Raw genomic sequence first — 23,710 nt, 5'->3', positions numbered from 1 at the left:
TTGCTCAGCTCGGGCGGTCGGGGAGAAGAGGGTGGGACGGATGACCAGGTTGGGGCGCAGCGGAATTCAGCGATCGGAGAAGGTCGCTCGACGTGAGAACCGGAAGCAGCGGCGGCAGCACCGCGCGATCGCCGGGGCGGCCGCCCTGGCGACAGTCGCCGCGATCGGAACGGGGCAGGTCGCGGAGCCGGCGGTGGCTGAGGCTTCGCCGATAACTGACGCCATCAACAGCTTCACCAACCTTCAGAACATGTACGGCAACAATCCCCTGGGGACGGTGCTCGCAGACCTCAGCAATGATGACCTGGCCGAGATCGTCAGAGCTTGGCGTATCGAGTTGTGTGCTTCCGGTGCGAGCAACGGAGGTGCGGACTGTTCGGAATCGAGCACGGACATGGGCGGCTTCGGTGTCACCATCGTGATGCCGGGGAGTCTTGAGCTCGTCCCGGTCGGCGTCTACGGCACGGTGAAAGACGCCTACGCGGTTATCCCCTCCTGGGTGAAAGACGGTGCGAACCTTATCCTGGTGCCGCTGTTCGGGTCCGGACTGCCTGACTCGATCGCCGATGAGCCCACGACGGAAAACTCGTCGACCGTACGCGGCAACGGCTTCCAGTTCGCCATGGCGTATCGCGGCGGAGACGCCACGGCGATCTCCTATCTGCCCATCAGTCTTGCCACCGCAGGTGCGAGTGACGCCGAGCCGCGTTTTCGTTCGCTCTCATCGGAACTGCTCACGCGTGGAACACTGACCCACTGGACGTGACGGTTCTCGGCAACGAAGTCGGACAGATCCCCGGGGTCAAGGGCGTCGGTTGCTATGGCGGTCTGACTGCCGCCCACGCCGAAGGAGTCGGCGCGTGCGCGAACGTCGCAGGTACCTTTGACTTCCGATGGAAGGAAACCAACGGTGAGATCCAATTCGGACTGACGGATCCGACTGCGCTGCTCGCCGACCCGGGGGGTGTGCTCGGCGGCGTGGGCGGTGAAGTGCTGAGCGGTCTCGTGTCCGCTCTGCTCGGTGGCGAAGACATCGACTTCGACAGCGAGTGGTTCGCCCTCTCCAAGGATTTCGCCCGCCTGAGCATCGGTGGCGATTACGACCTGTTCAGCGGGAACTTCCTCCGGCTGACAAGCGATTACGGATTCACGGCTCCGATCACCGTCGACTGGCTGGGTTCAACCGTCACCTTCCGGCCGCTGGTCGAGGTCAACGGCGAGCTCCGGCCGAATCGGCTGGGCCTGCCGGTCATCGAGTTCGGGCAACTCGACACCGGCGAGCTCGTCCCCGTGATCCGCATCCCGAGTTACGAGTTCCCGTTCGGTCTGCCCGCGACCGAACCGATCGACACCGGCGCGTCGAACACCGTGGCGCGCACGAGCATGTCGATCGTCGATGCGTCTGCGGAGCCGGTCGCCACCGACGACGAGGCCGACGAGGCCGGGAGCTACGTCGGCAAGCACCGCTCGGCGGAGGATTCCTACGTCGGCAAGCACCGGGCGCCTGAGGCTTCCGACGACAGCGGCGTCGAGTATTCGGATGCCGGAGACTCCGACGCGCCCGAGTCCGGCGGCCCGGATTCCGACACCCCGGATCCTGACAGCCCGGATTCCGACGGAGCCGGTTCCGATGCCGCGGACTCCGCCGCCTCGGATCCCGACACCTCTGATTCCGATGGCAACGACTCCGGTAGCGGCTCGGACTCGAGCGCCGATTCCGATTCCGGCAGTGATTCCGGAGATGCCGCGGCCTGATCCGAAGTGTTCCAGGCTCGCTGCGCTCTGAGGTGAGGGGAACCGGGCTGGGCTCATTCACCGCGTGGCCGACTGTTGCTGTCGAGAGCGATATCGATCGATCGCAGTACAGGATCCGACCCCCGTCCCACCGGGATCTTTCGCGAAGTGATTGCTACTGATCATCTTCCGCGACAGGGTCCCGGTGGGCAGGGGTTTGTTCTCACACTGTGGACTTGTCAAAGGTCGTGTGGCGTCGGGATCGACGCCGGAGGATCTGGTCGCCGGGCGGCTACACGAGTGCGTCGTCGAGTCGCATGGTGCGCCGGTTGTAGGCCGGCCGGGGTAGGCGTTTCGGGTCGATGTCGGCGGGCGGGATGAGCCACGGATGACGGTCGGGACCCATTACGACCTGCCAGCCGTGGTGATGGACCTGGGTGTGACAGCGCTGGCACAGCAGGCACCCGTTGTCCAGATCAGTAGCGCCACCATCAGCCCAGGGGATCAGATGGTGAACTTGCGTATGTGCCGCTGGCGCACCACATTTCACGCAACACATATCGCGGATGGTGATTGCTTGCCGCAGGTGATGCGGGAACAGTCGTTTCGTGGTTCCCATCCGCAACGGCACACCCTCACCGTCGAGGACGATCTCGGCCACCGCGCCGTCGCACGACAGTCGTTGTGCTGTCGAGCCTGACACGGCTCCGACCCACGGCAACCTTGCCTGACCAACGCCATCAGCAGGAATGGTGATGAGCAACTGCGCTCGCGGTGCGCCCGCAGTGGTCATCGCTGCACCGATCGCAGCCTGGTCCAGAAGGAGTTCCAGACCGTCCGCGCGGCGTTGTCCGGCATCGCGGCGGTCGGCGGCGCCGTCGGGTTCGGGGCGCGGGCAGGAGCGCTCGTCGATCATCGACAAGAACTTCTCCCCGATCACTGCGGTGACGTCTGCGCTGATCGCGACCCGGCCCTCGTCGGTCACCCTGGTGTGCACAGTGTTCAGCGACGCATCATCCGCTGCCGCGACGGCGTTCGGATCGTCATCGGCGACCCGCATGGCGATACTCCGGGCGTGAGTGATGATCTCGGCGGGGGTGGCACCGGAGAACGCCTGCGCGAGCAGTTCGCTCTCGAACGCCGCCAGGTCGTCGTCGGACAACGCAGTCGCTGCGATGACTGCGATGACTGCGATGCCGCGAACCACGGCGTCAACGCACTCGGCAGACAGGTAGCCGTCGGCGGCGCAGTCGGCGACTTTGGGCAACGACTTCAGTCCGGTGGCGATGCGTGCACCGCGGTGCGCGGCCGTCGGGGGCATGCCCATCTCGATCAGCCAGGATCGGGTCGTCGACCCTGCACGCGCCGGTGCCCCCGAATCTTCCAACAGGGCGATGTGGACGGCGATCTGGTGATCGAGAACGTTGCGCAGCACTCGTAATTCGTCGAGTTGCTCGTACACCGCGCGACCACTCCCGTCGTCGGGCGGGGGTTGCAGAGCAATGAGGGTGTCGCGGAGCTCGGTGATCGAGGTCATGACACCAAGGTACTCGCCAAAACGTTCGACGACGAGATTTATCCACAACCTATCTGGCGTCGAATCACACTGTGCGGCACTCTATGTCACACGCACATCAGCGGTGAACCGCAGTGAACCGTGGTGAACAGAAACCCCACCAGTCACAGCCCGTTGATCGAACAGGGTTTGTCGATCATCACTACGCAGCTGACAACAGGAGGGGTCCAACGCCGAGGATGCGCTACGGAGCAGCCGACTGCCCGCGCATGTCCCCTGAGCCCAGCCGAGTCGCACCGCATCAATCGGGTGTTTCATCATGTTGACGCGTTGGCAGACGAAAGCGGGTCGCGACTCGGAAGACCGCCAGCTCCGTCATCTGTGCCAACGGATCGGCCACCTGATCAACGCCAACCTGCGATACACCTACGGTCAGTAGTCGGAATCCGCGACGTTTGTTTCATCCATCCTCGGTTCTGTGCGTTAGTCGTAGAACGGCTGGCGACCGTAGCGGTCTGCGGTCACGACATCGATGTCGTCTCGCAATGTGAGGTCGCGGATGGTGGCTGTGTTCGCCCCGATCCCGGCCCAGTGAGGATCGGTGTCGCTTGCCAGGCACCAGGCATGGTCAGCGGGCCATACAAAGGCCGGCGGGTCGTGAAATAGCGCAGGCGTTTCGTGTGTCAAGGGCTCCTCCCACGCCTTGAGGTCGGACAGTGTGCCGACGTAGAGGTGGTAGCCGCGGTTGGGGATGTACATCCGAGGGCCACCCGGTAGAGGGGACGCGACACCTGAATAGCGGGCCCAGATCGCGAAGTAGCACTCGTCGGAGCTGCGCGTCGCCGCAGCCAGGGCTCTACACGTCCTGGCGACGATGGCGTGCTCGTAGCCCTCATAGGCGGGCTGTGTGAAGTCCTGGCTCGGAACGCTCTGGTGAGGACGGTCTGGATCCGGTATGAAACGGACCCGCGCGTAGGCCTCGAACTCAGGAGGGCCGAACAGCGCTAGAGCTTTCCAAGCCTGGCCCGACGCGACGTCGTCGGTCGCGTCGCGACTTCGTGTGATCCAGTCCGCGGCTGAGACGTCAGCACAGAAACGCAGCATGCCACGACTATGCGCCGGACGGGGTTGCCGCGGCCATCCTTTGTGAGAACGCCGAGGCGTCTCATCTGATGCAGTATGCAGTCGATCACTTCCCAGGTGAACCAGGTCAGACCAGACTTCGGAGCGAAGCAAGAAGTAGAAACCGCGGCCCTCCACATTCCACCAGAATTGAAGCCGCTGAACGGCATAGACATGTCAGACGGAGTAGACATGATCGGGTGGACCCGACATCGGTGCCGGCTCCGCCGCGGTCACCGGCATCCTCGCCAGCCCTCACACGTTCGCGTTGGACGTCCCGGCCGACTCCTCGGGCAGAAACATCTGCCGACATCGGAGCGTGTGGCTGACGATATGGCTATTCGCTTCGCGGGCAGTTCGATGAGCTGAGAGCAGGGGTCAGGCCGCAGAGTCCCTGACCGGAACGGGGGCGATTGTCCGGGCCTGTCGCGATACGCGACTACCCTGGGCACACGACCCCGGGCCGTTCACGGACCGATCCGGGTGCAACCGACCAGGGAGGGCATCATGGCCATCGATTGGGACAAGAGCAGAGCGGTGTCGGAGGTCGTGCGTCAGCACCCGGCGATGAGCCTGGTCGCGGTGTCACCGGGCATCGCGGTGTTCGTGACGTTGCTGCTGCTCGACCAGACCTTCCTGGCGATCCTGTTCCTCGTCCTGGCCGTCGGCGGGGGCGCATACCTGCTGACGCGCAAGCGCTGACGGTGTCGCCTGTTCAGCACCCGCGGCGGGCTGGGCGACCCCGCTACAGTGGTGCCCAACGAGCACCCGGCAGGGTCGAGGAGAGCGGTGAAGGGAGTCGGCGTCGTGGGCACTGAACCGGGTCGGGGCGCCTGCGCCGGATGGACTCCCGGGTTGCGGACGAGTCGGCTGGGCGGCTGACCATGTCCACCCGCGTCGATGCCTACATCTGGGCCATCCGTCTGACCAAGACCCGATCGGCGGCGGGCGCCGCATGTCGGGGCGGGCACGTCCGCGTGAACGGGGTGACCGCCAAACCGGCCCAGCCGGTGGTGCCGGGTGACGAGGTCCGCGTACGGCTCGCCGGACGCGAGCGCATCGTCGAGGTCACCCGGACGATCAGTAAGCGGGTGTCGGCGCCGATGGCCGCCGAGTGCTTCATCGACCGGTCTCCGCCGCCGCCGCCGAAGGAGATCCTCGCGAGTCAGCCGCGCCGCGACCGCGGTGCCGGTCGGCCGACGAAACGTGAACGGCGTCAACTGGATCGGCTGCGCGACGGCACCTTGCTCATCGCGGTACTGGCAGCGATCACGCTTCTCGTCGGCGCCTGCTCGGACGACGAGCCGACGTCGGATCCAAACACTCCGAACACGCCCGAGGCGCCCGCCCAGGCCGGTTCCGGACCGTTCTTCGGCGAATGCGGCGGTGTGTCCCTCGAGGAGGTGGTCCGCATCACCGGGTTCGGTGGACTCACCGAGACCGTGAACAACACCTCGGTGTGCGAATGGGACACGACCGGTTCGAGGACGGGTGCCGTCGCCTCGTTCAACTGGTATCGCGGATCGCCGATCGGTCGTGAGGAGGCGAACGTGAAGTTGTCGCGCGACGTCACCAACAGACTCGAGATCGACGGCCACGAGGGATTCATCGGTTACACGCAATCAGGTCAGATCTGTGAGGTCGGCATCGGTTTCGGCGCGGACTTCTTCGAATGGTCGATCCGCGGCGACGCGGCGACACCACGGCCGATCGAAGAGATCTGTGACGCCGCACGCGAGCTGGCGACGCTGTCGATAGAGCGTGCGTCGTGAAGCGCGCCCTCATCGTGATCGCCGCGGTGCTGCTGGGACTGACCGCCCTGGCCGGGTGTGCGCGCACCGTCGACGGTGAGGCGGTGCCGTTGGGGGCCGCGGACCAGTCCGGCAGCAGCGACATCGACACCGACCAGTTCGACCGGCTCTTGCTCGAATGCGATGTGCTACCCGACGCGATGATCGCCGATGTCGTCGCCGGCGGCGGGTTCGCCGAACGGTCGTTCAGCGGGGCCATCTGCCGATGGCTGGTCTCCGGCACCACCGACGTGGTGAGTGTGACGTTCAACTGGTTCGAGTGGGGCAACGTCAACGTGGAGAAGGAGACGGCCAAGAAGCTCGGTTTCCAGACCGAGAACATCAAGGTCGCCAGCCAGTCGGCGTTCACCCAGCGCAGTCCCGACCGGCCGGGCGTCTGCGGTGTGACCGCCCGCGCGCCGAGCCGCGGCATCTTCACCTGGTTCGTCGAACCTCGCGGCGCGCCCCAGGGCGATCCGTGCGCGGCGCCGATCAAGCTGATGGAGTTGCTGCTCCAGGGCGGTCAGTAGAAGTCGTTCACCCCGGGAGCGGCCCGACGACGACGCTGGCCGCGACCACGAGTTCGTCGCCGGTGCCCGGCATCATCAACCACACGGTGAGCCGGTCGTCCTCGCGCACCCGGCGCAGGACCAGCCGCGTGCCCGGCACGATGGGCCGCAGGTACTCGATGACCACCCGGTGCGGAGCGTCGACCAGGTCGGGATGCTCGACGAGTTCGTCCTCGATCGCCTCGAGGTAGGCGGCATTGTTGAGGTGCTTGAACGGGTCGAAGTCGGTGATCCGGAGAACGTGTTCACGGTCGGGGAAGTCGATGTCGGCGGCGTCGGGGGCCTTCTCGGGGTTCATCGACCGCCAGCGAAGGCGGTGCTCGTCGGTCATCGCCGACAGCATCGCGAAGGCGTCGTCGGACAGGCGTGACGGCACGCCCTGCTCGTTGACGTTGATCCAGAACGCCTCGGTCTCGATCAGGCCCGCGGGACGCGGTCGGGGGTTGAACCGGTTTGTCTCGTGCTCGGCGGTGAGGCGCACGCGCATGTTGGTCCAGCGCGTCGACAGGGCACCGCACCAGCGCTGCGCGGTCACCGTACCCGGCCAGGTGATGGGCTCGATGACATCGATGATGGTCCGCCGAACGATCCAGAACGGGTCGGTCGCGCTGAACTCGGTTGCCTCGAGGTTGTCGTTGGCGACGTCCTGCAGGTAGCGGGCCACCGCATCGAGGCGCACACGCATGTCCTGATCGACGTCGCCGGTGCGGACGCGATAGCCCACCTCGTAGAACTGGGCACCAGGCTTGCGATCCGGGAGTGATGCAACCGACACTGCTGGCGTAACCTGGCTCACTCGAGTCCCTCCGATAGGTCGCCGGTATCTTTGCGGCTAAGATACATTCAATCGGAAAAATAGAACACGTTCTACGTGTCGGATCACGAGGAAACAGCAGATGGCGCATGTGATTACCCGCCCATGTTGCAACGATGCCAGTTGCGTCAGCGTGTGTCCGGTGAACTGCATCCACCCCACGCCCGACGAGCCGGAGTTCCTCACGGCGGAGGCCCTCTACATCGATCCGGAGACCTGCATCGATTGCGGCGCCTGCATCGACGAGTGCCCGGTGGAGGCGATCATCCCCGACGATCAGCTGGACGAGCGTGACGAGCCGTACCTCCAGATCAACGCGGACTACTACAAGGACCACGACGTCGAGGGCGGCCTCGTGCCACCGCGCAAGGCACCCAAGCTGCCCGAGAAGGAACTGCACGTGGCCATCGTGGGTGCCGGGCCGGCGGCCTTCTACGCCGCCGAGGAGCTCGTCCGCAAACCGGCCATCAAGGTCGACATGTTCGATCGGCTGCCGACGCCCTACGGACTCGTGCGCGCCGGAGTCGCACCGGACCACAGCGCCACCAAGGGCGTGGAGAAGACCTTCGCCTCGGTCGCGGCGAAGAAGAACTTCAGCTACTACCTCAATGTCGAGGTCGGCAAGCACATCAGCCACGACGAGCTGGTCGCCCGCTACCACGCGGTGATCTACGCGGTCGGCGCCGCGACCGACAAGCGGCTGGGCATCGAAGGCGAGGATCTGCGCAATTCGGTCGCCGCGACCCAGTTCGTCGCCTGGTACAACGGTCACCCGGACTTCGCCGACCTCGACGTCGATCTGTCGGGCGAGCGGGCCGTCGTGGTCGGCAACGGCAACGTGGCACTCGACGTCGCGCGCATCCTCGTCACCGACCCCGACGAGCTCGCCAAGACCGACATCGCCGACCACGCCCTCGCGAAGCTGCGTGAATCCAACATCTCCGAGGTGGTGCTCCTGGGCCGCCGCGGCGTGGCGCAGGCGGCATACACCAACAGCGAGTTCCTGGCACTCGGTGACGTCGACGGTGTCGACGTCGTCATCGACCCCGACGAGCTGGTCCTCGACCCGGCCTCGGAGGCGGCGCAGTCCGACGACACGCTCGACTCGACGATCGCCACCAAGGTGCGTCTCGCCCGAGAATTCGCCGAGCGTCCGCAGACGCCGGGCAACAAGCGCATCGTGTTCCGGTTCCTCACGTCTCCCGTCGAAATTGCCGGTGACGGGGAAGTGGCTACGCTTACGTGCGTGCGCAACGCCTACGCCGACGCGACCGGGACAGTCGCGGTGACACCCACCGAGGATCGGTTCGACCTCGAGACCGGACTGGTCCTGCGGGCCATCGGTTACCGGGGCGTGCCGGTCACCGACCTACCGTTCGACGAGGGGCACGGCGTCGTCCCCAACACCGAGGGGCGGGTCCAGACCGCGGCCGACGGCGATGTGATGCCCGGCCTGTACGTCACGGGTTGGATCAAGCGAGGAGCGACAGGGGGTATCGGCATGAACCGCATCTGCGGTCAGGAGACCGCGCAGGCGGTCATCGCGGACTTCGTCGCCGCCGCGTTCGACGACCCCTCGACCTCGCGGGACGACGTCGCCGCACTCGTGGCCGACCGCGGCGCCAACCGCATCGACCTCACGGGCTGGAAGGCGATCGACGCCGCCGAGAAGTCCGCGGGCAGGGCCACCGGCCGGGTCCGCACGAAGTTCGTCAGAATCTCCGAGTTCGAGGCGGCTGCCACCGCCGGGGCGCAGTGACCGTGCGCATCGCACTGCTCTCGTACCGAAGCAAGCCGCACTGCGGTGGCCAGGGCGTCTACGTCCGCCACCTCTCCCGCGAACTGGCACTGCTGGGGCACAGCGTCGAGATCTTCTCGGGGCAGCCCTACCCCGAACTGGACCAGGTGGCCATCGACGCCGGGGTCACCGTCACCAAAGTGCCGAGCCTCGGTCTCTACGACGAGCCGGACCCGTTCCGGACGCCTCGTCCGGGCGAGTACCGCGATTGGATCGACGTGCTCGAGGTCGGCTCGATGTGGACGGCGAGCTTCGGCGAACCGCTCACGTTCAGCCTCCGGGTGGCGCGCCTTCTCAAAGAGCGCCGCGACGACTTCGACATCGTGCACGACAACCAGTGCCTCGGTTACGGACTGCTCGACATCCAGAAGGCCGGGTTCCCGCTGATCGCGACGATCCACCACCCCATCACCCGCGACCGCACACTGGCGGTGAAGGCGGCCAAGGGGTGGCGCAAGATCAGTGCCTGGCGGTGGCATTCGTTCCTGCGCATGCAGGGGCGCGTCTCACGCCGTATCCCCGAGCTGCTCACCGTTTCCCGCAGCAGCGAGGTCGACATCCGCAAGGCCTTCGACATCCCGTCGGGTCGGATCACCACCATCCCGCTGGGGGTGGACACCGAGATCTTCACGCCGGCCGCCACGCGCGTTCCCGGACGTATCGTGTGTGTCGCCAGTGCCGACGCGCCGCTGAAGGGTGTCTCGTACCTGCTCGAGGCGGTCGCGAAGCTGTCCTCCGAGCGGGATGTCGAATTGGTACTGGTGTCCAAGTTGGACCCGAACGGTCCGTCCGCCAAGATGATCGAGGATCTGGCGATCGGCGATCGCGTCTCGGTGGTGTCCGGCCTCGAGGACTCCGAGATCGCCGGCCTGCTCGCCTCCGCCGAGGTGGCGTGTGTGCCCTCGTTGTACGAGGGGTTCTCGCTGCCGGCGGTCGAGGCCATGAGTTGCGGAACGCCGCTGGTGGCAACCCGGGCCGGTGCGATCCCCGAGGTCGTCGGCACCGCTGAGGAGGCGGCGTTGCTGGTGCCGCCGCGGGATTCCGGACGCCTGGCGCAGGCGATCGGCCGGCTGCTGGACGATGCCGATCTGCGGACGCGTCTCGGCGACGGAGGTCGTCGACGCGCCGAGGAGAACTACAGCTGGGCAGCGGTGGCCGCGAAGACTGCGGCTCACTACGAAACCGTGCTCGCCGGACATCGGCGGGCAACAGAAGGGACATCGAGTGCTCACAGTTGATTTCGACCGGCTTGGCGTTGGACCGGGCACCAAGGCGATCGACATCGGGGCGGGGCAGGGTAGGCACTCGTTCGAGATGTTCCGTCGTGGCGCGGAGGTCATCGCCTTCGACATGTCCGAGAGCGACATGTCCGACGTCGGTGAGATGTTCGACGCCATGATGGCCGAGGGTCACGTGCCCGCGTCGGCCAAGGCGCGCGCCGAGGTCGGGGATGCGCTTCGACTCCCGTACGCGGACAACAGTTTCGACGTCGTCCTGATGAGCGAGATCCTCGAGCACATCCCGACCGACGAGGGCGCGATCAGTGAGATGGTGCGCGTGCTGAAGCCGGGTGGCGTCGCCGCGGTCACCGTGCCCCGGTACTGGCCGGAGAAGGTGTGCTGGGCCCTGTCGGACGAGTACCACGAGGTCGAGGGCGGACACGTCCGCATCTACAAGGCATCCGAGCTCGCGGGCAAGTTGCAGCGAGCCGGACTCGAGGTCACCGACACCGACCACGCCCATGCCCTGCATGCCCCGTACTGGTGGCTGAAATGCGCTGTGGGAGTCGAGAACAACGACAATGTCCTGGTGAAGGGCTACCACCAGCTGTTGGTCTGGGACATGATGAGCAAGCCGTGGCTGACCCGGGTCGGCGAGCAGGTGCTCAACCCGCTCATCGGCAAGTCGGTGGCCCTCTACCTGCGCAAGCCCGAGACCGCCACCGCGTCTTCATGACGGGGTCCTCCAGGACGGGAGCCCCATGACGGCCGTCCCGGCGATCCCCGGTGTGGTCACGGCCGAGCAGATGCGGGCCACCGGTGCCGCGATCGTCGGCATGCAGGAGGCCGACGGTGCGTTGCCGTGGTTCCCGGGCGGGCAGACCGACCCGTGGGACCACATCGAATCGGCGATGGCGTTGTCCGTGACCGGGTTTCACTCCGAGGCAGAGGCGGCTTACGAGTGGTCGCGGCGTAAACAGCGCGACGACGGGTCGTGGCCGATCCGCACCGTCGTAGGAAAGGTGGAGGACGCCGGCACAGACAGCAATTTCTGCGCCTACATCGCGGTCGGGGTCTGGCATCACTATCTGATCACCGGTGACGACGCCTTCTTGCAGAAGATGTGGCCGGTGGTCTGGTCGGCGATCGACTGCGTGCTGCGCTTCCAGCGTGAGGACGGTGCGTTCCGCTGGGGCGGCGACCACCGGACCGGAGCGATGTTCGGTGAAGCGCTGATCACCGGGAACGCCAGCATCTTCCAAGCGCTGGACTGCGCGATCCGGATCGCCGGTGAGATGGATCAGCCCGACGCCGACTGGATCGCGGCGCACAGCGTGCTCGGCGACGCGATCCGTGCCGACGTCACGCGTGACGAGTGGCAGACCTTCACCCCGCCGTCCGAACACTCCATGGACTGGTACTACCCGATCCTCGGCGGCGCCGTCCGCGGACGCGACGGGCAGGAACTCATCGCGCGGCGGTGGGAACAGTTCGTGGTCCCCGGCAAGGGCGTTCGTTGCGTCGACCATCGTCCCTGGGTCACCGGCGCCGAGACCTGTGAGCTGGCACTGGCACTCGATGCCCTCGGTGACACCGCCGATGCCATCGAGCTCATCGCGTCGATTCAGCATCTGCGCGACCCGGACGGATCGTATTGGACCGGACTGGTTTTCGCCGACGGCAAACGCTGGCCGGTGGAGAAGAGTTGCTGGACCTCAGCGGCTGTGATCCTGGCGGCCGATGCGGTGAGCCGCACCAGCGTGGCCAACGGGATCTTCCGGGACGTCCGCCAGCGGCTCGTCGCACCGACTCCCTGAGCCGACTGCGGACGGCGCGCCCATCGCCGCTCCCTGGGGAGCGCCCCCCATTTGCTCCCTGGGGTGTGAGGAGCGATAGCCGCCGGGCCGTGCAAGCGACGAAGGAGCGCGTCGAGGTCGACGAGCCACGAAGGGCCTGGTGAGACAGGTTGTTACACCCTTCGTGGGTCGCTTCGCTCGCACCTCAGGGGGCGGGGGTGGCTCGCTTCGCTCACACCTCTCCCAACGGGTCTACACGACCGCCGGGGCGATGCCGAGCTTGCCGGCCAGCTTGGCGAGGTAGCCGCTCGCGCGCTCGACCGAGTCGTCGGGGAGGCCGTACAGCACTGTCGTGACCCCGATCTCGCGCCACTTCTCGAGCTTCTCGGGTACCGGCCGGAAGTCGAGGACGACGATCTCGGGGTCGCCCGCACGACCGGCGTCGGACCAGATCTGCTTGAGCAACGACACCGACCCCTCGATGTCCTCCTCGCCGGGTGTGGTGATCCAGCCGTCGGCGCTGCGCGCGATCCACTTGAAGTTCTTCTCGTTGCCTGCCGCGCCCACCTGGACCGGGATGTGCGACTGCGTCGATTTGGGCCACGCCCAGCTGGGGCCGAAATTCACGAACTCGCCCGCGAACTCGGCCTCTTCCTTAGTCCAGAGCGCGGTCATCGCCTCGAGGTACTCGCGCAGCATCGTCCGCCTGCGCTTCGGCGGGACGTTGTGGTCGGCGAGTTCGTCCAGATTCCAACCGAATCCGACGCCGAGGGTGACCCTTCCGTTCGAGATGTGGTCGAGCGTCGCAATGGTCTTGGCGAGCGTGATGGGGTCGGACTGCACCGGCAGTGCGACCGCGGTGGCGAGCCGGATGCGTTCGGTGACGGCCGCGGCGGCGCCGAGTGACGTCCAGGGATCGAGGGTGCGCATGTAGCGCTCGTCGGGCAGGGTCTCGTCACCGGTGCGGGGATGCGCGGCGTCGCGTCGAGTCGGGATGTGGCCGTGCTCGGGAACGTAGTACGACGCGAAACCTGCGTCCTCGATGAGCGGGGCCAGGACGTGGGGCTTGAGCCCGCGGTCGCTGGTGAACTGCACGATCCCGAAATCCATGGGGCCCTCCGACGGCGTCGTTCGGTCGTCCGCGTTTTCCGGACGGTTGACTGGACACTAGTCTAGGTGATCGGCGTCACCCAGGCCAGAGGGCATCGGGGGCCTCATTTACTCATCCCTGCGGGTCGGTGGCCAGACCCGGCATGACGAACCGCTCGAGATGGCGTCGGACCTGCCGCGCGTCGTCGATGTCGAGGGCCTCACCCGGGGAGGTGCCGAGGCTGATCAGGACGCGCGCAACCCATTCGGACACCTCGTACGGATCGTGCGCGGGGTGTATCTCCCCGCGGGCGGCGGCCTGTTCGACGAACGGAAACCAGAACGCTGCCAGGTCGGGAACCAGCTTGACGACACCGACACCGGCGCATTCGGCGAACTCCGTGGGTTCCTCCGTGCGGAGTCGGAGCAGCAGCGTGCCCGGGTCGTCGTAGGCACCCCGGCCGATCCGGACGCCGGCGGTGAGTTGCCCGACCAGGTCGGGGATGGCGTCGAGTTCGGCCCGGGCGTCGCGCCAGAACGACTCGGTGAGACGGACGATGGTCGCGCCGATCATGGACGGTTTGTCCGGATAGTGCCGATACAGCCACGCGCGGGACACGCCTGCCGACTCCGCGACCTGCTGCATGGTGGTCGCCCGGATTCCCTTGTCGGCGAGCAGCTTCTGCGTGGCGTCGAGTAGTCGTTCGTGGACCGTCGTGGTCGAGGCCTCGGTCACTGACTCCTCCTGTGGTCGTGGTCGGTGCGCGCCGCGTCCCCACATCCACATGTCTGCTCAGGAGGGCGCTGCGTAGACAGTTCGCGGATTCTGTGTACACGATACGTCTCATCGTGTAGACACAAATCAGATTGTGTCTACATCCAACGGGTCCACCGAGGGGGCAGTGTGCCTTTACCAACCACCGCGATCATCGGCGCCGGTATCAGCGGGCTGACCGCCGGCAAGATGCTCACCGACTACGGCGTGCCGTACACCTGCTTCGAGAGTTCGGACCGGGTCGGGGGCAACTGGGCCTTCGGCAACCCGAACGGTCACAGCAGTGCCTACCGGTCGCTGCACATCGACACCTCGAAACACCAGTTGTCGTTCCGCGACTTCCCGATGCCCGACGAGTATCCCGACTTCCCGCACCACACCCAGGTCAAGGCCTACCTGGACTCCTACGCCGAGGCCTTCGACCTCTACTCCTCGATCGAGTTCACCAACGGAATCGAGCATGCGACCCGACTGGACGGGGGCGGCTGGGAACTGGAGACCCAGGGCGGTGAGCGCAGGCGGTTCGACCTGCTGGTGGTGGCGAACGGCCATCACTGGGATCCGCGCTGGCCCGATTTCCCGGGCGAGTTCGACGGAATCGAGATGCACGCCCACCACTACATCGATCCGCGTACCCCGCACGATTTCACGGGTAAGCGCATCCTCGTCGTCGGCCTGGGTAACAGTGCCGCCGACATCGCCGTCGAACTGTCGTCGAAGGCGCTGGACAACAAGCTGACCCTCTCCACGCGGTCGGGAGCGTGGATCGTGCCGAAATACTTCGGGGGCAAGCCCGCCGACAAGTACTACCGGTCGACGCCGTATCTGCCGACGTCGTGGCAGCGCAAGTTCGTCCAGGTCATGCAACCCGTGACCGCCGGCCGGCCGGAGGATTACGGTCTGCCGACACCGAATCACAAGTTCTTTGAGGCACATCCGACGCAGTCGGTGGAACTGCCACTGCGACTGGGCTCGGGCGACGTGACCCCCAAGCCCAACATCAGCCGGTTCGACGGGTCCACGGTCCACTTCGACGACGGGACCGCCGACGACTTCGACATCATCATCTACGCAACGGGTTACAACATCACGTTCCCGTTCTTCGACCCGAACTTCATCAGTGCGCCCGACAATCGGATCGACCTCTACAAGCGCATGTTCTACCCGGGAATCGACGACCTCGTCTTCGCCGGTTTCGCGCAGGCGGTTCCGACGCTGTTTCCCTTCGTGGAATGCCAGGCGCGGCTGATCGGGGCCTACGCCACGGGTCACTACCGGCTCCCGTCGGTACCGGAGATGCGGCAGACGATCGAGGCGGACATGCAGTACTACACCGGACACATGCTCGACCGCCCGCGGCACACGCAGCAACTCGATCACTATCTCTACGAACACAACATGCGGACCAAGGAGATTCCGGCGGGGATCCGGCGGGCCCACCAGCAGGGGCCGCCGACGTGGGCCGGGGTGGCCGACGATCTGGTCTCGAAGGGAGCATCCGCATGACCATTTCAAATGGTGCGACCACCGTACGCTTCCGATCGTCCGACGCCGACTGCGACGCCTGGTTCTTTCCGGGCGCGGAGTCTTCGCCGTTCGAGATCGACGGCAAGCGCCCCGTCGTCGTGATGGCGCACGGTTTCGCCGGGACCAAGGACTCGGGTCTGGCGCCCTATGCGCAACGGTTCGCCGACGCGGGGTTGGCCGTGTTCGCGTTCGACTACCGCGGCTTCGGGCTGTCCGGTGGCGAACCGCGACAGTCGATTTCGCTGGAACGGCAGGCCGACGACTACCGCGCCGCGATCGGCGCCGCCAAGAAACAGCCGGGAGTGGACCCGGAACGGATCATCCTCTGGGGAGTGTCGCAATCCGGCGGGCATGCGCTGACCGTGGCGGCCGACCGGACCGACGTGGCCGCGGTGATCGCGGTGGTGCCACTGGTCAATGGGCTCGCCGCCGGTCGCGTCGCCTACGCCCAGGTCGGCGGGGCGGCGATCGCCCGCTCGACCGCCACGGCAGTGGCCAGTTCGGTGGGTCGACGGCTGGGCCGGGGTCCGAAGATGTTGCGGGTCGTCGGCGAACCCGGCGACGTGGGCGCCGCGCTGACCGCACCAGGGTTTCTGGAGAGCTACCGCGCGATCGCGGGGCCGTCGTGGCGCAACGAGGTCGACGCCTCGGTCGGTCTCGAGATCGGCTCGTTCCGAGTCGACAAGCACGCCGCGCGCGTCGATGCCCCGGTGCTGTTCCAGATCGCCGACTTCGATTCCGCCGCACCGCCGTACGCGGCGTCGAAGACCGCGTTCAAAGCTCACGCCGAAGTGCGCCACTACCCGTGCGACCATTTCGACATCTTCGCGGGCAACGACTTCTTCGAGCCCTGCGTCACGCACGAGATCGGTTTCCTGCGCCGTCATCTGGCATCGAACGCCGACGTTGTGGAAGCGGCTACGCGATGAACCGGGCGGTCGTGATCGGGGGTGCCTCGGGGATCGGACTGGCCACCGTCGACGCGTTCGTCGGCGAGGGGATGCAGGTGGTGGTGGCCGACCGCGACGTCGAACGTGCCGAGCAGGTGGCGGCGACGCGCGACGGGGCGCGGGCGGTGCACATGGACGTGACCGACGAGGACTCGGTCGCAGCGACTTTCGCCGGCATCGGCGACTTCGACACGGTGGTGAACTGTGCCGGACTGTCGAATCCGGGTGCGCTGACCGAACTCGAACTCGATGCCTGGCGCAACACCGTCGACATCTGTCTGACCGGAACGTTCCTCGTGATCAAACACGCCGGCGCCCGGATCGCCGAGGGCGGATCGATCACCTGCATCGCCTCACTCAACGGCCGCCAACCGGGCGCCGGGATGGGGGCGTACTGCGCGTCGAAAGCCGGTGTGCTGATGCTCGTCGAGGTGGCCGCACTCGAACTCGCCGACCGTCGGGTGCGGGTCAACGCGGTGTCGCCGGGGCTTGTGATGACCCCGCTGACCGAGGGCATCGGCTTCGTACCGGGCCTCACCGAGGACTATCTCGACAACACCCCACTGGGCCGGAGCGGGGAACCCGCCGAGATCGCCGACACCGTAGCCTTTCTCGCCTCCGACAAGGCGCGCTGGATCACCGGTGCCGCCTTCGACGTCAACGGCGGCGCGCACCTGAAGCGCTATCCGGACGTGCTCGGCAAGGTGCGGGCGCTGGCCGGCGAGGCCTGACGCTGACGGCCTCCGACGCGGTCAGGCCTTCCGCGGTAGCGGTGCGCCCACCTCGCCCGAGTCGCGGCGGAGGACACGCAGCGATCCCTCCGCCCGCACCTCGGTGAACTGTCCGGTTTCCAGTGCCTGGCAATAGATCTCGTACGGCGGGCGGCCGCCGTCGGCGGGGTCGGGGAAGACGTCGTGGATGAGCAGGGCCCCGCCGATGCGCACCCACGGCGCCCAGCCGTCGAGGTCGGTCTGCGCCGCCTCCATGCTGTGGCCGCCGTCGATGAAGACGAAATCCGCCGGTCGGCCCCAGACCTTAGCGGCGACGGCCGACGGGGCGAGCAACCCGACGACGGTGTTGTCGAGCCTGGCGTCGAACATGGTGCGGCGGAAGCGTGCCGAGGTGTCGAGCGTCCCGGTGTGTGCGTCGACGAGGGATTCGTCGTGGTACTCCCAACCGGGCTGGTGTTCCTCGGAACCGCGGTGATGGTCGACGGTCACGATGACGGCGTCGTTCGCTTCGCCGGCCGATCCCAGGAAGACGGTGGATTTCCCGCAGTAGGTACCGATCTCCACGCCGACCTTCGTCGAATCAGGTTGGGACAGATATTCTCCGGCGATCTTGAAGAGCGTCTGGGCCTCGTCGAGCGGCATGAATCCGGGTGCCTCGTCCGCGACGCGGAGGCGGTCGGGGGAGGGTGCGTTCGGCGACTGTGCCGCAGGTTGTGACATGGCATCAGATCCTATCGGGTGTGTGACGGTCGCCGCGTAGGGTGAGCCGTATGAAAGCTCAGGTACTCACCGCAGAGACAGGCCCGTCCGGACTCGAGTTGCAGGACGTTCCCGATCCCACCCCGGCCGACGGCCAGGTCGTCGTCGACGTGAAGTCGTGCGGCGTGTGCTTCCCCGACGTGCTGATGAGTCAGGGCAAGTACCAGCTGCGCGTGCCGACGCCGTTCACGCCGGGCACCGAGGTCGCCGGCGTGGTGCGCTCGGCTCCCGACGGGGCGTCGGTGAAGGTCGGGGACAAGGTGCTCGTGGCGTCGATCGTCGGCGGATTCGCCGAACAGGTCGCGGCCGCGCCCGAACAGCTCCTGCCGCTTCCCGAGGGACTGACCTTCGAGCAGGGGTCGGCGATGGGCATCAACTATCAGACCGCTCTGTTCGCGCTGAAGACCCGCGCGCACACCCAGCCCGGTGAGGTGGTCGGCGTGCTCGGCGCCGCCGGTGGCGTCGGAACCGCGTCGATCATGGTTGCCAAGGCGATGGGCGCGAAGGTCGTCGCCATCGTCCACCGGAAGGGTGCCGAGGACCTGCTGCGCAGCGCCGGGGCCGACGAGATCGTCCAGCTCGAGGAGGGCTGGGGTACCAAGCTCAAGGAGATCGTCCCCAAGGGCGTCGACGTGATGATCGACCCGTCGGGCGGCGAGGTGTTCGACGAGGCGCTCCGCCAGGTCGCCCCCGACGGCCGCTACGTCGTGGTGGGCTTCGCGGCCGGCGGCATCCCGACCGTCAAACTCAATCGAGTCCTGTTCCGCAACATCGCCGTCGTCGGGGCCGCGTGGGGCGAGTACGTGCGCACCCATCCGGAACTGAATCTGCCCGCGAAGCTGCATGAAGAGCTGACGCAGATGATCGCCGACGGGATGGAACCTCAGGTCAACGTCACCTACACGCTCGATCAGCTGCCGGAAGCGTTGACCGATCTCGCCGAAGGGCGGATTCTGGGGAAAGCGGTCGTCAAGATCGGCGAGTAGGCCCTCGGCGGGTCGGCCCGGTTTGCGACGTCGCATCGCCTTCCGCCCAGCGCATCCGTCATCGAAGGGATCTGCCATGTGCCGCAACATCACCGAACTCCGCGGGCTCGAACCGCCGGCCACCGAGGACGAGATCGAGGCGGCCGCACGGCAGTACGTGCGCAAGGTGAGCGGCGTGCGGCATCCGTCGCCGGCGAATGCGGAGGCCTTCGAGGCCGCGGTGGTCGCCGTCACCGCGGCTACCCGCACGCTGCTCGACGTCTTGCCCGAGCGTCGTCAGCCGCCGAAGACGGTGCCCCCGCTCCGGCGCCCCGAGGTGCAGGCGCGGATTGCCGCTCGGGGCTGAGGAGTCCCACACAGGTTCAGCAGTAGGTACCGCGAGGCGATACCTACTGCTGAACTCGTCCTGAGGTGGTGGAGCCTACGAGCCGGCGGCTTCGTCACTGCCGGTGAAGATCGTTTCCGCGAAGTCCCACAACAGATTGTCGAAAGCCTCGATTGCGTAGAAGATTGCAGACAGCATGATATTTCCCGCTTTCACTTCGAATTCGACAGTGGACGCAGGCCGCAACAAAGGCGCACGTCGGCGGCCTGTGGGATAGCGGGATGGGTGCCAGATGATCAAGAGGGGGTTGATTTCTGGCGCGGTGAAGAAATGATGTTACAAATCCCGAATCCCTGTATCATTGGTAGCACGCGAATCGTTTTCCGACAAGCAATTGGCAAATTCCGATAGAGAAGTATCGGCGTCGACCCCACGCAAGTGTCCCCGATGATCGGCGTGAGATGGCCAGGCCGACGGTGGCCTCCGCAGCGCGCCTCGCAGGCGCCCCGTGACGACGACGATCCCCAGCTCAACCGGGTTAAACCCACCGGCGAGCAAAAATTTGGGACACCTCCTGCGCGTGGGGATAGTGTCGACATGGTGTCCAACCACCGATCCCATCGCGCCCGACGGGCCGCGCCGCGCGCCGTGCGCGTCGTCGCGCTGGCACTGACGGTCGCCATCGTCGGCCTGCTGACCATCCTCGGCGGACCTGCGCCACGAGCCCAGGCGGCTCCCGCCGAGAGCTGTGCGCCCGCTGGACTCGCGTCGGCCTCGGCCGCGCCGGTCAACCTCGCCGCAGCCGATCAGGGCGGTGAGGACCGCTACACCACCGAGTCCACCACGCCGCTCGACCAGATCGACGTGAGTCGTCTCGAGTTGCTGTCGCCCGGCAAGATCTCCGTCGGCACGCTGTCGGACGCCGGACCGAGCATCTGCGTCAACGGCGCGGGCGACTTCACCGGCTTCGACAACGAACTCCTCAAGGCCGTCGCCGCGAAGCTGGGTCTGCAGATCGAGTTCAACGGCACCGAGTTCGCCGGCCTGCTGTCCCAGGTGGCCAACAACCGCTTCGACGTCGGGTCGTCGTCGATCACCACCACCGACGACCGGCGCAAGACCGTCGACTTCACCAACGGCTACGACTTCGGCTACTTCTCACTCGTGGCGCCGACCGACGGGGCGATCAAGGGCTTCGGCGACCTCTCCGACTCGACGCGCATCGCCGTGGTCCAGGGCACCGTCCAGGACGACTACGTCGTCAACACCCTGGGCCTCGACCCGGTGAAGTTTCCGGACTACGCCACCGCCTACGCCAACCTCCGGAGCGGTCAGGTCGACGCCTGGGTCGCACCGTCGCAGCAGGCGGAGGGTGCGGTCCGAGAGGGCGACGGCACCGCGATCGTCGAGAACACCTTCAGCGTCAACAACTTCGTCGCGTGGGCCGTCGGCAAGAACAAGCCGCGGCTCACCGAGGCCCTGAACTCCGGACTCGACGCCATCATCGCCGACGGCACGTATGCCGACCTCTACGTCGACTGGGTGCCGCGCGAGCTACCCGAGGGGTGGAAGCCGGGCAGCAAGGCCGCGCCCGCGCCCGAACTCCCCGACATCGCCGCCATCGCCGCCGAGAACGCGGAGAAGGCGGGCCCGGCCGAGGAGACCGCGCCCAAGAGCACCCTGGAACAGCTCGGCGACACCTTCTTCAACTGGGATCTCTACAAGGAGTCGTTCCCGGAGCTGATCAAGACCGGGCTCGTGAACACCTTGATCCTGTCCGTGGTGTCCGGGGTGCTCGGCACCATCCTGGGCATGATCCTGGCGCTCTGCGGCATCTCCCGGTCGCGGTGGTTGCGCTGGCCGGCGCGTGTGTACACCGACATCTTCCGCGGACTGCCCGCCGTCGTCGTCATCCTGATCGTCGGACTCGGTGTGGGCCCGGTGGTCAAGGGCATCACCGGCAACAACCCGTACTGGCTCGGGGCGGTCGCCCTGGCCCTGCTCGCCGCGGCCTACATCGGCGAGATCTTCCGGTCCGGAATCCAGAGCGTCGACGACGGGCAACTCGAGGCCTCGCGGGCCATCGGGTTCAGCTATCGGCAGTCGATGCGTCTGGTGGTGGTGCCGCAGGGCGTGCGGCGGGTGCTCCCGGCGCTGATGAACCAGTTCATCAGCCTGATCAAGGACAGCTCGCTGGTGTACTTTCTCGGGTTGTTGGCCAGCCAGCGGGAGCTGTTCGCGGTCGGCCGCGACCTGAACGCGCAGACGGGCAACCTCTCGCCCCTCGTCGCCGCGGGAATCATGTACCTGATCCTCACGATCCCGCTGACGCACCTGGTCAACCACATCGACCGGCGCCTGCGCACCGGACGTCCCACCGACGTCCAAGACGACCCGCTGCCCCCGACCGTCGTCGAGAAGGGATAGGCCCATGCCTGATCTCAACAAGTCCGAGACCGACACCGAGGGCTCCCAGGCGCCGGGCTCCCGGACGCCGAGTGCGACCGCCACCCGGACGGCCGTCTCGCTCACCGGCACCGACCTGCACCTGTCATTCGGCAAGCACCACGTGTTGCGGGGCGTCGACATCCAGGTCGACGCCGGCACCACGACGACGGTCATCGGACCGTCGGGCTCGGGCAAGTCCACTCTCCTGCGAGTGCTGAACCGGCTGCACGAACCCGACCAGGGCGACATCCTGCTCGACGGCCGGTCGGTCCTGAAGGACAACCCGGACGAACTCCGACGCCGGATCGGCATGGTGTTCCAGCACTTCAACCTGTTCCCGCACAAGAGCGTCGTCGACAACGTCGCGCTCGGACCGCGCAAGCTGAAGGGGCTGAGCAAGGACGAGGCCCGCGAGGTCGCGCTCCGGCAGCTCGAGATCGTCGGGCTGACCAACAAGGCCGATGTGCGCCCGGCACGCCTCTCCGGCGGCCAGCAGCAGCGGGTGGCCATCGCCCGTGCGCTCGCCATGACCCCCGAGGTCATGTTCTTCGACGAGGCGACCTCCGCCCTCGACCCGGAACTGGTGAAGGGCATCCTCGCGCTCATGGCCGACCTCGCCACCGAGGGGATGACCATGGTGGTCGTCACCCACGAGATGGGCTTCGCGCGCAACGTCTCCGACAACGTGCTGTTCATGGATCACGGTGCCGTCGTGGAGACCGGGCGTCCGGAACAGGTCTTCGACGACGCGACGTCGGATCGGCTGCGGGCCTTCCTGTCCCAGGTGCTGTAGGCGCTCGCCCCGGTCAGCCGATCCCGAAGAGTCTGGAGCCGTTGCGGTAGAACACGTCTCGGAGCCACTCGGCCCCGAGGTCGAGGCGGATGATCGCCTCGAGGGCGTGGGTGTAGCCGTAGGGGATGTTCGGGAAGTCGCTGCCGAACAGGATCTTGTCGCCGGCATCGGCCAGTCGCGGCAGGTAGTCCGACGGGAACGGGGCGTCCTCTTCGGCGAAGTCGGTGAACGCCATCGTGGTGTCCAGGCGCACGTTGGGGTACTCCAACGCGAGGTCGAGGAACGCGGTGTACTCGGGCATCCCCATGTGCGCGACGATCAGTGGCAACGACGGAAACCGCTGCAGCAGTTCGCGGATGGGGTCGGGTCCGGTGTACGTCCCCGGGGCGGGCCCGGAACCGCAGTGGATGATGACCGGAACCTGGGAGTCGGCGATCTGCGACCACACCCCGTCGAGCAGCGAATCCGTCGGGGCGAAGTCGCCGACCTGGATGTGGCATTTGAAGACCTGCGTGCCGGCTTGGATGGCGCGGGAGACGTAGGTGTGGGCGGACTCCTCGGGATAGAACGTCGCCGTGTGCAGGCAGTCGTCGTGGTTGGCGGCGAAGTCGTGCGCCCAGCCGTTCAGCCACTCGGCCATGTTCGGTTTGTGTGGATAGACCAGGGACGAGTAGGCCCGCACCCCGAAGTCGCGCAGGGTGGCGACGCGGACGTCCTCGTCGGCGCGGTAGGTGATCGGCCACTCCCGTCCGACCAACGGCCCGACGGAATCGAAATAGGCCCACACCTTGTCCATCACCGGTCGCGGCATGAAGTGGGTGTGGACGTCGACGATGCCCGGCAGGCCCAGCTCGGCAGAGATCGCGCGCACCTGCCGCGCCTCGTCGGTGCTGAACGGCTCGGGGGCTTCGGGGACGGCACTGTTCACCCGAGTGACCGTACGCCGGTTGCGCGGGCGGCCGCGAGTG

The 23,710-nt window shown here is 66.7% G+C and carries 23 protein-coding genes; 16 read left to right on the top strand and 7 right to left on the bottom strand.

Annotated elements, in window-relative coordinates; all coding sequences use genetic code 11:
- Positions 1–31: 31 nt before the first annotated feature.
- Together JW364_RS24535 and JW364_RS24530 are read left to right on the top strand one after the other, a co-directional pair.
- Complete coding sequence (locus tag JW364_RS24535) at positions 32–766, top strand: hypothetical protein (protein ID WP_307814796.1); 735 nt, start codon at positions 32–34, stop codon at positions 764–766.
- The gene (locus JW364_RS24530) at positions 763–1,755 is read left to right on the top strand and encodes a hypothetical protein (protein ID WP_307814795.1); all 993 of its coding nucleotides are present in this window, start codon (positions 763–765) and stop codon (positions 1,753–1,755) included. The genes JW364_RS24535 and JW364_RS24530 overlap by 4 nt, the downstream gene beginning before the upstream one ends.
- Positions 1,756–2,026: 271 nt before the next feature.
- Here JW364_RS24530 and JW364_RS15125 read toward each other — a convergent pair whose 3' ends face one another.
- Both JW364_RS15125 and JW364_RS24195 read right to left on the bottom strand, forming a co-directional pair.
- Positions 2,027–3,271 carry an HNH endonuclease signature motif containing protein gene (locus JW364_RS15125; RefSeq protein WP_205334105.1) on the bottom strand — a complete coding sequence of 415 codons (1,245 nt, stop codon included), beginning with the start codon at positions 3,269–3,271 and terminating at the stop codon, positions 2,027–2,029.
- Between the two features lie 462 nt (positions 3,272–3,733).
- A complete protein-coding gene (locus JW364_RS24195; protein ID WP_240199135.1) occupies positions 3,734–4,354 on the bottom strand; it encodes a hypothetical protein in 621 nt (206 codons plus the stop codon).
- Positions 4,355–4,879: 525 nt separating this feature from the next.
- On the opposite strand from JW364_RS24195, the gene JW364_RS15115 reads away from it, so the two are divergent.
- The 3 genes from JW364_RS15115 to JW364_RS15105 all read left to right on the top strand — a co-directional run bounded on the left by JW364_RS15115 (position 4,880) and on the right by JW364_RS15105 (position 6,692).
- Positions 4,880–5,074 carry a hypothetical protein gene (locus JW364_RS15115; protein ID WP_205334104.1) on the top strand — a complete coding sequence of 65 codons (195 nt, stop codon included), beginning with the start codon at positions 4,880–4,882 and terminating at the stop codon, positions 5,072–5,074.
- Positions 5,075–5,256: 182 nt separating this feature from the next.
- A complete protein-coding gene (locus JW364_RS15110; RefSeq protein ID WP_068971125.1) occupies positions 5,257–6,144 on the top strand; it encodes a DUF3558 family protein in 888 nt (295 codons plus the stop codon).
- Positions 6,141–6,692, top strand: coding sequence for a DUF3558 domain-containing protein (locus JW364_RS15105; protein ID WP_137810297.1), 552 nt, complete (start codon positions 6,141–6,143; stop codon positions 6,690–6,692). Before JW364_RS15110 ends, JW364_RS15105 begins: the two co-directional genes overlap by 4 nt.
- A gap of 7 nt (positions 6,693–6,699) precedes the next feature.
- On the opposite strand, the gene JW364_RS15100 is transcribed toward JW364_RS15105, so the two are convergent.
- The gene (locus tag JW364_RS15100; RefSeq protein WP_068971118.1) at positions 6,700–7,527 is read right to left on the bottom strand and encodes an acyl-[acyl-carrier-protein] thioesterase; all 828 of its coding nucleotides are present in this window, start codon (positions 7,525–7,527) and stop codon (positions 6,700–6,702) included.
- Positions 7,528–7,627: 100 nt separating this feature from the next.
- Here JW364_RS15100 and JW364_RS15095 point away from each other — a divergent pair, with 100 nt between their 5' ends.
- From JW364_RS15095 to JW364_RS15080, 4 genes are read left to right on the top strand one after another with little or no spacing between them, the layout of a single operon-like run.
- Positions 7,628–9,304: an FAD-dependent oxidoreductase gene (locus tag JW364_RS15095; RefSeq protein WP_078114127.1), complete on the top strand. Its 1,677-nt coding sequence runs from the start codon at positions 7,628–7,630 to the stop codon at positions 9,302–9,304.
- Between the two features lie 2 nt (positions 9,305–9,306).
- Positions 9,307–10,581, top strand: a complete 1,275-nt coding sequence (locus JW364_RS15090) for a glycosyltransferase family 4 protein (RefSeq protein ID WP_068971124.1) — start codon at positions 9,307–9,309, stop codon at positions 10,579–10,581.
- Entirely contained in the window at positions 10,568–11,299 is a 732-nt protein-coding gene (locus tag JW364_RS15085) for a class I SAM-dependent methyltransferase (protein ID WP_205334103.1), read from the top strand. Before JW364_RS15090 ends, JW364_RS15085 begins: the two co-directional genes overlap by 14 nt.
- Before the next feature lie 25 nt (positions 11,300–11,324).
- Positions 11,325–12,380: a prenyltransferase gene (locus JW364_RS15080; RefSeq protein WP_068971116.1), complete on the top strand. Its 1,056-nt coding sequence runs from the start codon at positions 11,325–11,327 to the stop codon at positions 12,378–12,380.
- Positions 12,381–12,611: 231 nt separating this feature from the next.
- On the opposite strand, the gene JW364_RS15075 is transcribed toward JW364_RS15080, so the two are convergent.
- Together JW364_RS15075 and JW364_RS15070 are read right to left on the bottom strand one after the other, a co-directional pair.
- Positions 12,612–13,469 carry an LLM class F420-dependent oxidoreductase gene (locus JW364_RS15075; protein ID WP_205334102.1) on the bottom strand — a complete coding sequence of 286 codons (858 nt, stop codon included), beginning with the start codon at positions 13,467–13,469 and terminating at the stop codon, positions 12,612–12,614.
- Positions 13,470–13,581: 112 nt separating this feature from the next.
- The gene (locus tag JW364_RS15070; protein WP_171011674.1) at positions 13,582–14,184 is read right to left on the bottom strand and encodes a TetR/AcrR family transcriptional regulator; all 603 of its coding nucleotides are present in this window, start codon (positions 14,182–14,184) and stop codon (positions 13,582–13,584) included.
- A 168-nt stretch (positions 14,185–14,352) separates the two neighbouring features.
- Between JW364_RS15070 and JW364_RS15065 the strand changes: the two genes are divergently transcribed.
- The 3 genes from JW364_RS15065 to JW364_RS15055 are packed head-to-tail and all read left to right on the top strand — an operon-like array spanning position 14,353 to position 17,431.
- Positions 14,353–15,729 (top strand): NAD(P)/FAD-dependent oxidoreductase, encoded by a 1,377-nt coding sequence (locus JW364_RS15065; RefSeq protein WP_058252423.1) that lies wholly within the window; start codon positions 14,353–14,355, stop codon positions 15,727–15,729.
- Positions 15,726–16,679: an alpha/beta hydrolase gene (locus JW364_RS15060; protein WP_058252422.1), complete on the top strand. Its 954-nt coding sequence runs from the start codon at positions 15,726–15,728 to the stop codon at positions 16,677–16,679. Before JW364_RS15065 ends, JW364_RS15060 begins: the two co-directional genes overlap by 4 nt.
- On the top strand, positions 16,676–17,431 hold the full coding sequence (locus JW364_RS15055) for an SDR family NAD(P)-dependent oxidoreductase (RefSeq protein WP_058252421.1): 756 nt from the start codon (positions 16,676–16,678) through the stop codon (positions 17,429–17,431). The genes JW364_RS15060 and JW364_RS15055 overlap by 4 nt, the downstream gene beginning before the upstream one ends.
- Before the next feature lie 21 nt (positions 17,432–17,452).
- Here the strand turns inward: JW364_RS15055 and JW364_RS15050 are convergent, their stop codons facing one another.
- On the bottom strand, positions 17,453–18,151 hold the full coding sequence (locus JW364_RS15050; RefSeq protein ID WP_205334101.1) for a class I SAM-dependent methyltransferase: 699 nt from the start codon (positions 18,149–18,151) through the stop codon (positions 17,453–17,455).
- Positions 18,152–18,201: 50 nt separating this feature from the next.
- Between JW364_RS15050 and JW364_RS15045 the strand changes: the two genes are divergently transcribed.
- The 4 genes from JW364_RS15045 (at position 18,202) to JW364_RS15030 (ending at position 22,742) form a co-directional block, all read left to right on the top strand.
- A complete protein-coding gene (locus JW364_RS15045; RefSeq protein WP_078114123.1) occupies positions 18,202–19,176 on the top strand; it encodes an NADPH:quinone oxidoreductase family protein in 975 nt (324 codons plus the stop codon).
- Between the two features lie 76 nt (positions 19,177–19,252).
- Complete coding sequence (locus JW364_RS15040) at positions 19,253–19,522, top strand: DUF2277 domain-containing protein (RefSeq protein ID WP_058252418.1); 270 nt, start codon at positions 19,253–19,255, stop codon at positions 19,520–19,522.
- 576 nt (positions 19,523–20,098) lie between these two features.
- Positions 20,099–21,928, top strand: a complete 1,830-nt coding sequence (locus JW364_RS15035; protein WP_205334100.1) for an ABC transporter substrate-binding protein/permease — start codon at positions 20,099–20,101, stop codon at positions 21,926–21,928.
- 4 nt (positions 21,929–21,932) lie between these two features.
- Complete coding sequence (locus JW364_RS15030) at positions 21,933–22,742, top strand: amino acid ABC transporter ATP-binding protein (protein ID WP_240199134.1); 810 nt, start codon at positions 21,933–21,935, stop codon at positions 22,740–22,742.
- A gap of 13 nt (positions 22,743–22,755) precedes the next feature.
- Here the strand turns inward: JW364_RS15030 and JW364_RS15025 are convergent, their stop codons facing one another.
- Positions 22,756–23,670, bottom strand: a complete 915-nt coding sequence (locus tag JW364_RS15025; RefSeq protein ID WP_065629700.1) for an amidohydrolase family protein — start codon at positions 23,668–23,670, stop codon at positions 22,756–22,758.
- Positions 23,671–23,710 lie beyond the last annotated feature (40 nt).

This window comes from Gordonia sp. BP-119 (genome assembly GCF_016924115.1).
Lineage (GTDB): Bacteria > Actinomycetota > Actinomycetes > Mycobacteriales > Mycobacteriaceae > Gordonia > Gordonia hongkongensis.
This window is presented reverse-complemented; position numbering and strand designations above follow the sequence as displayed.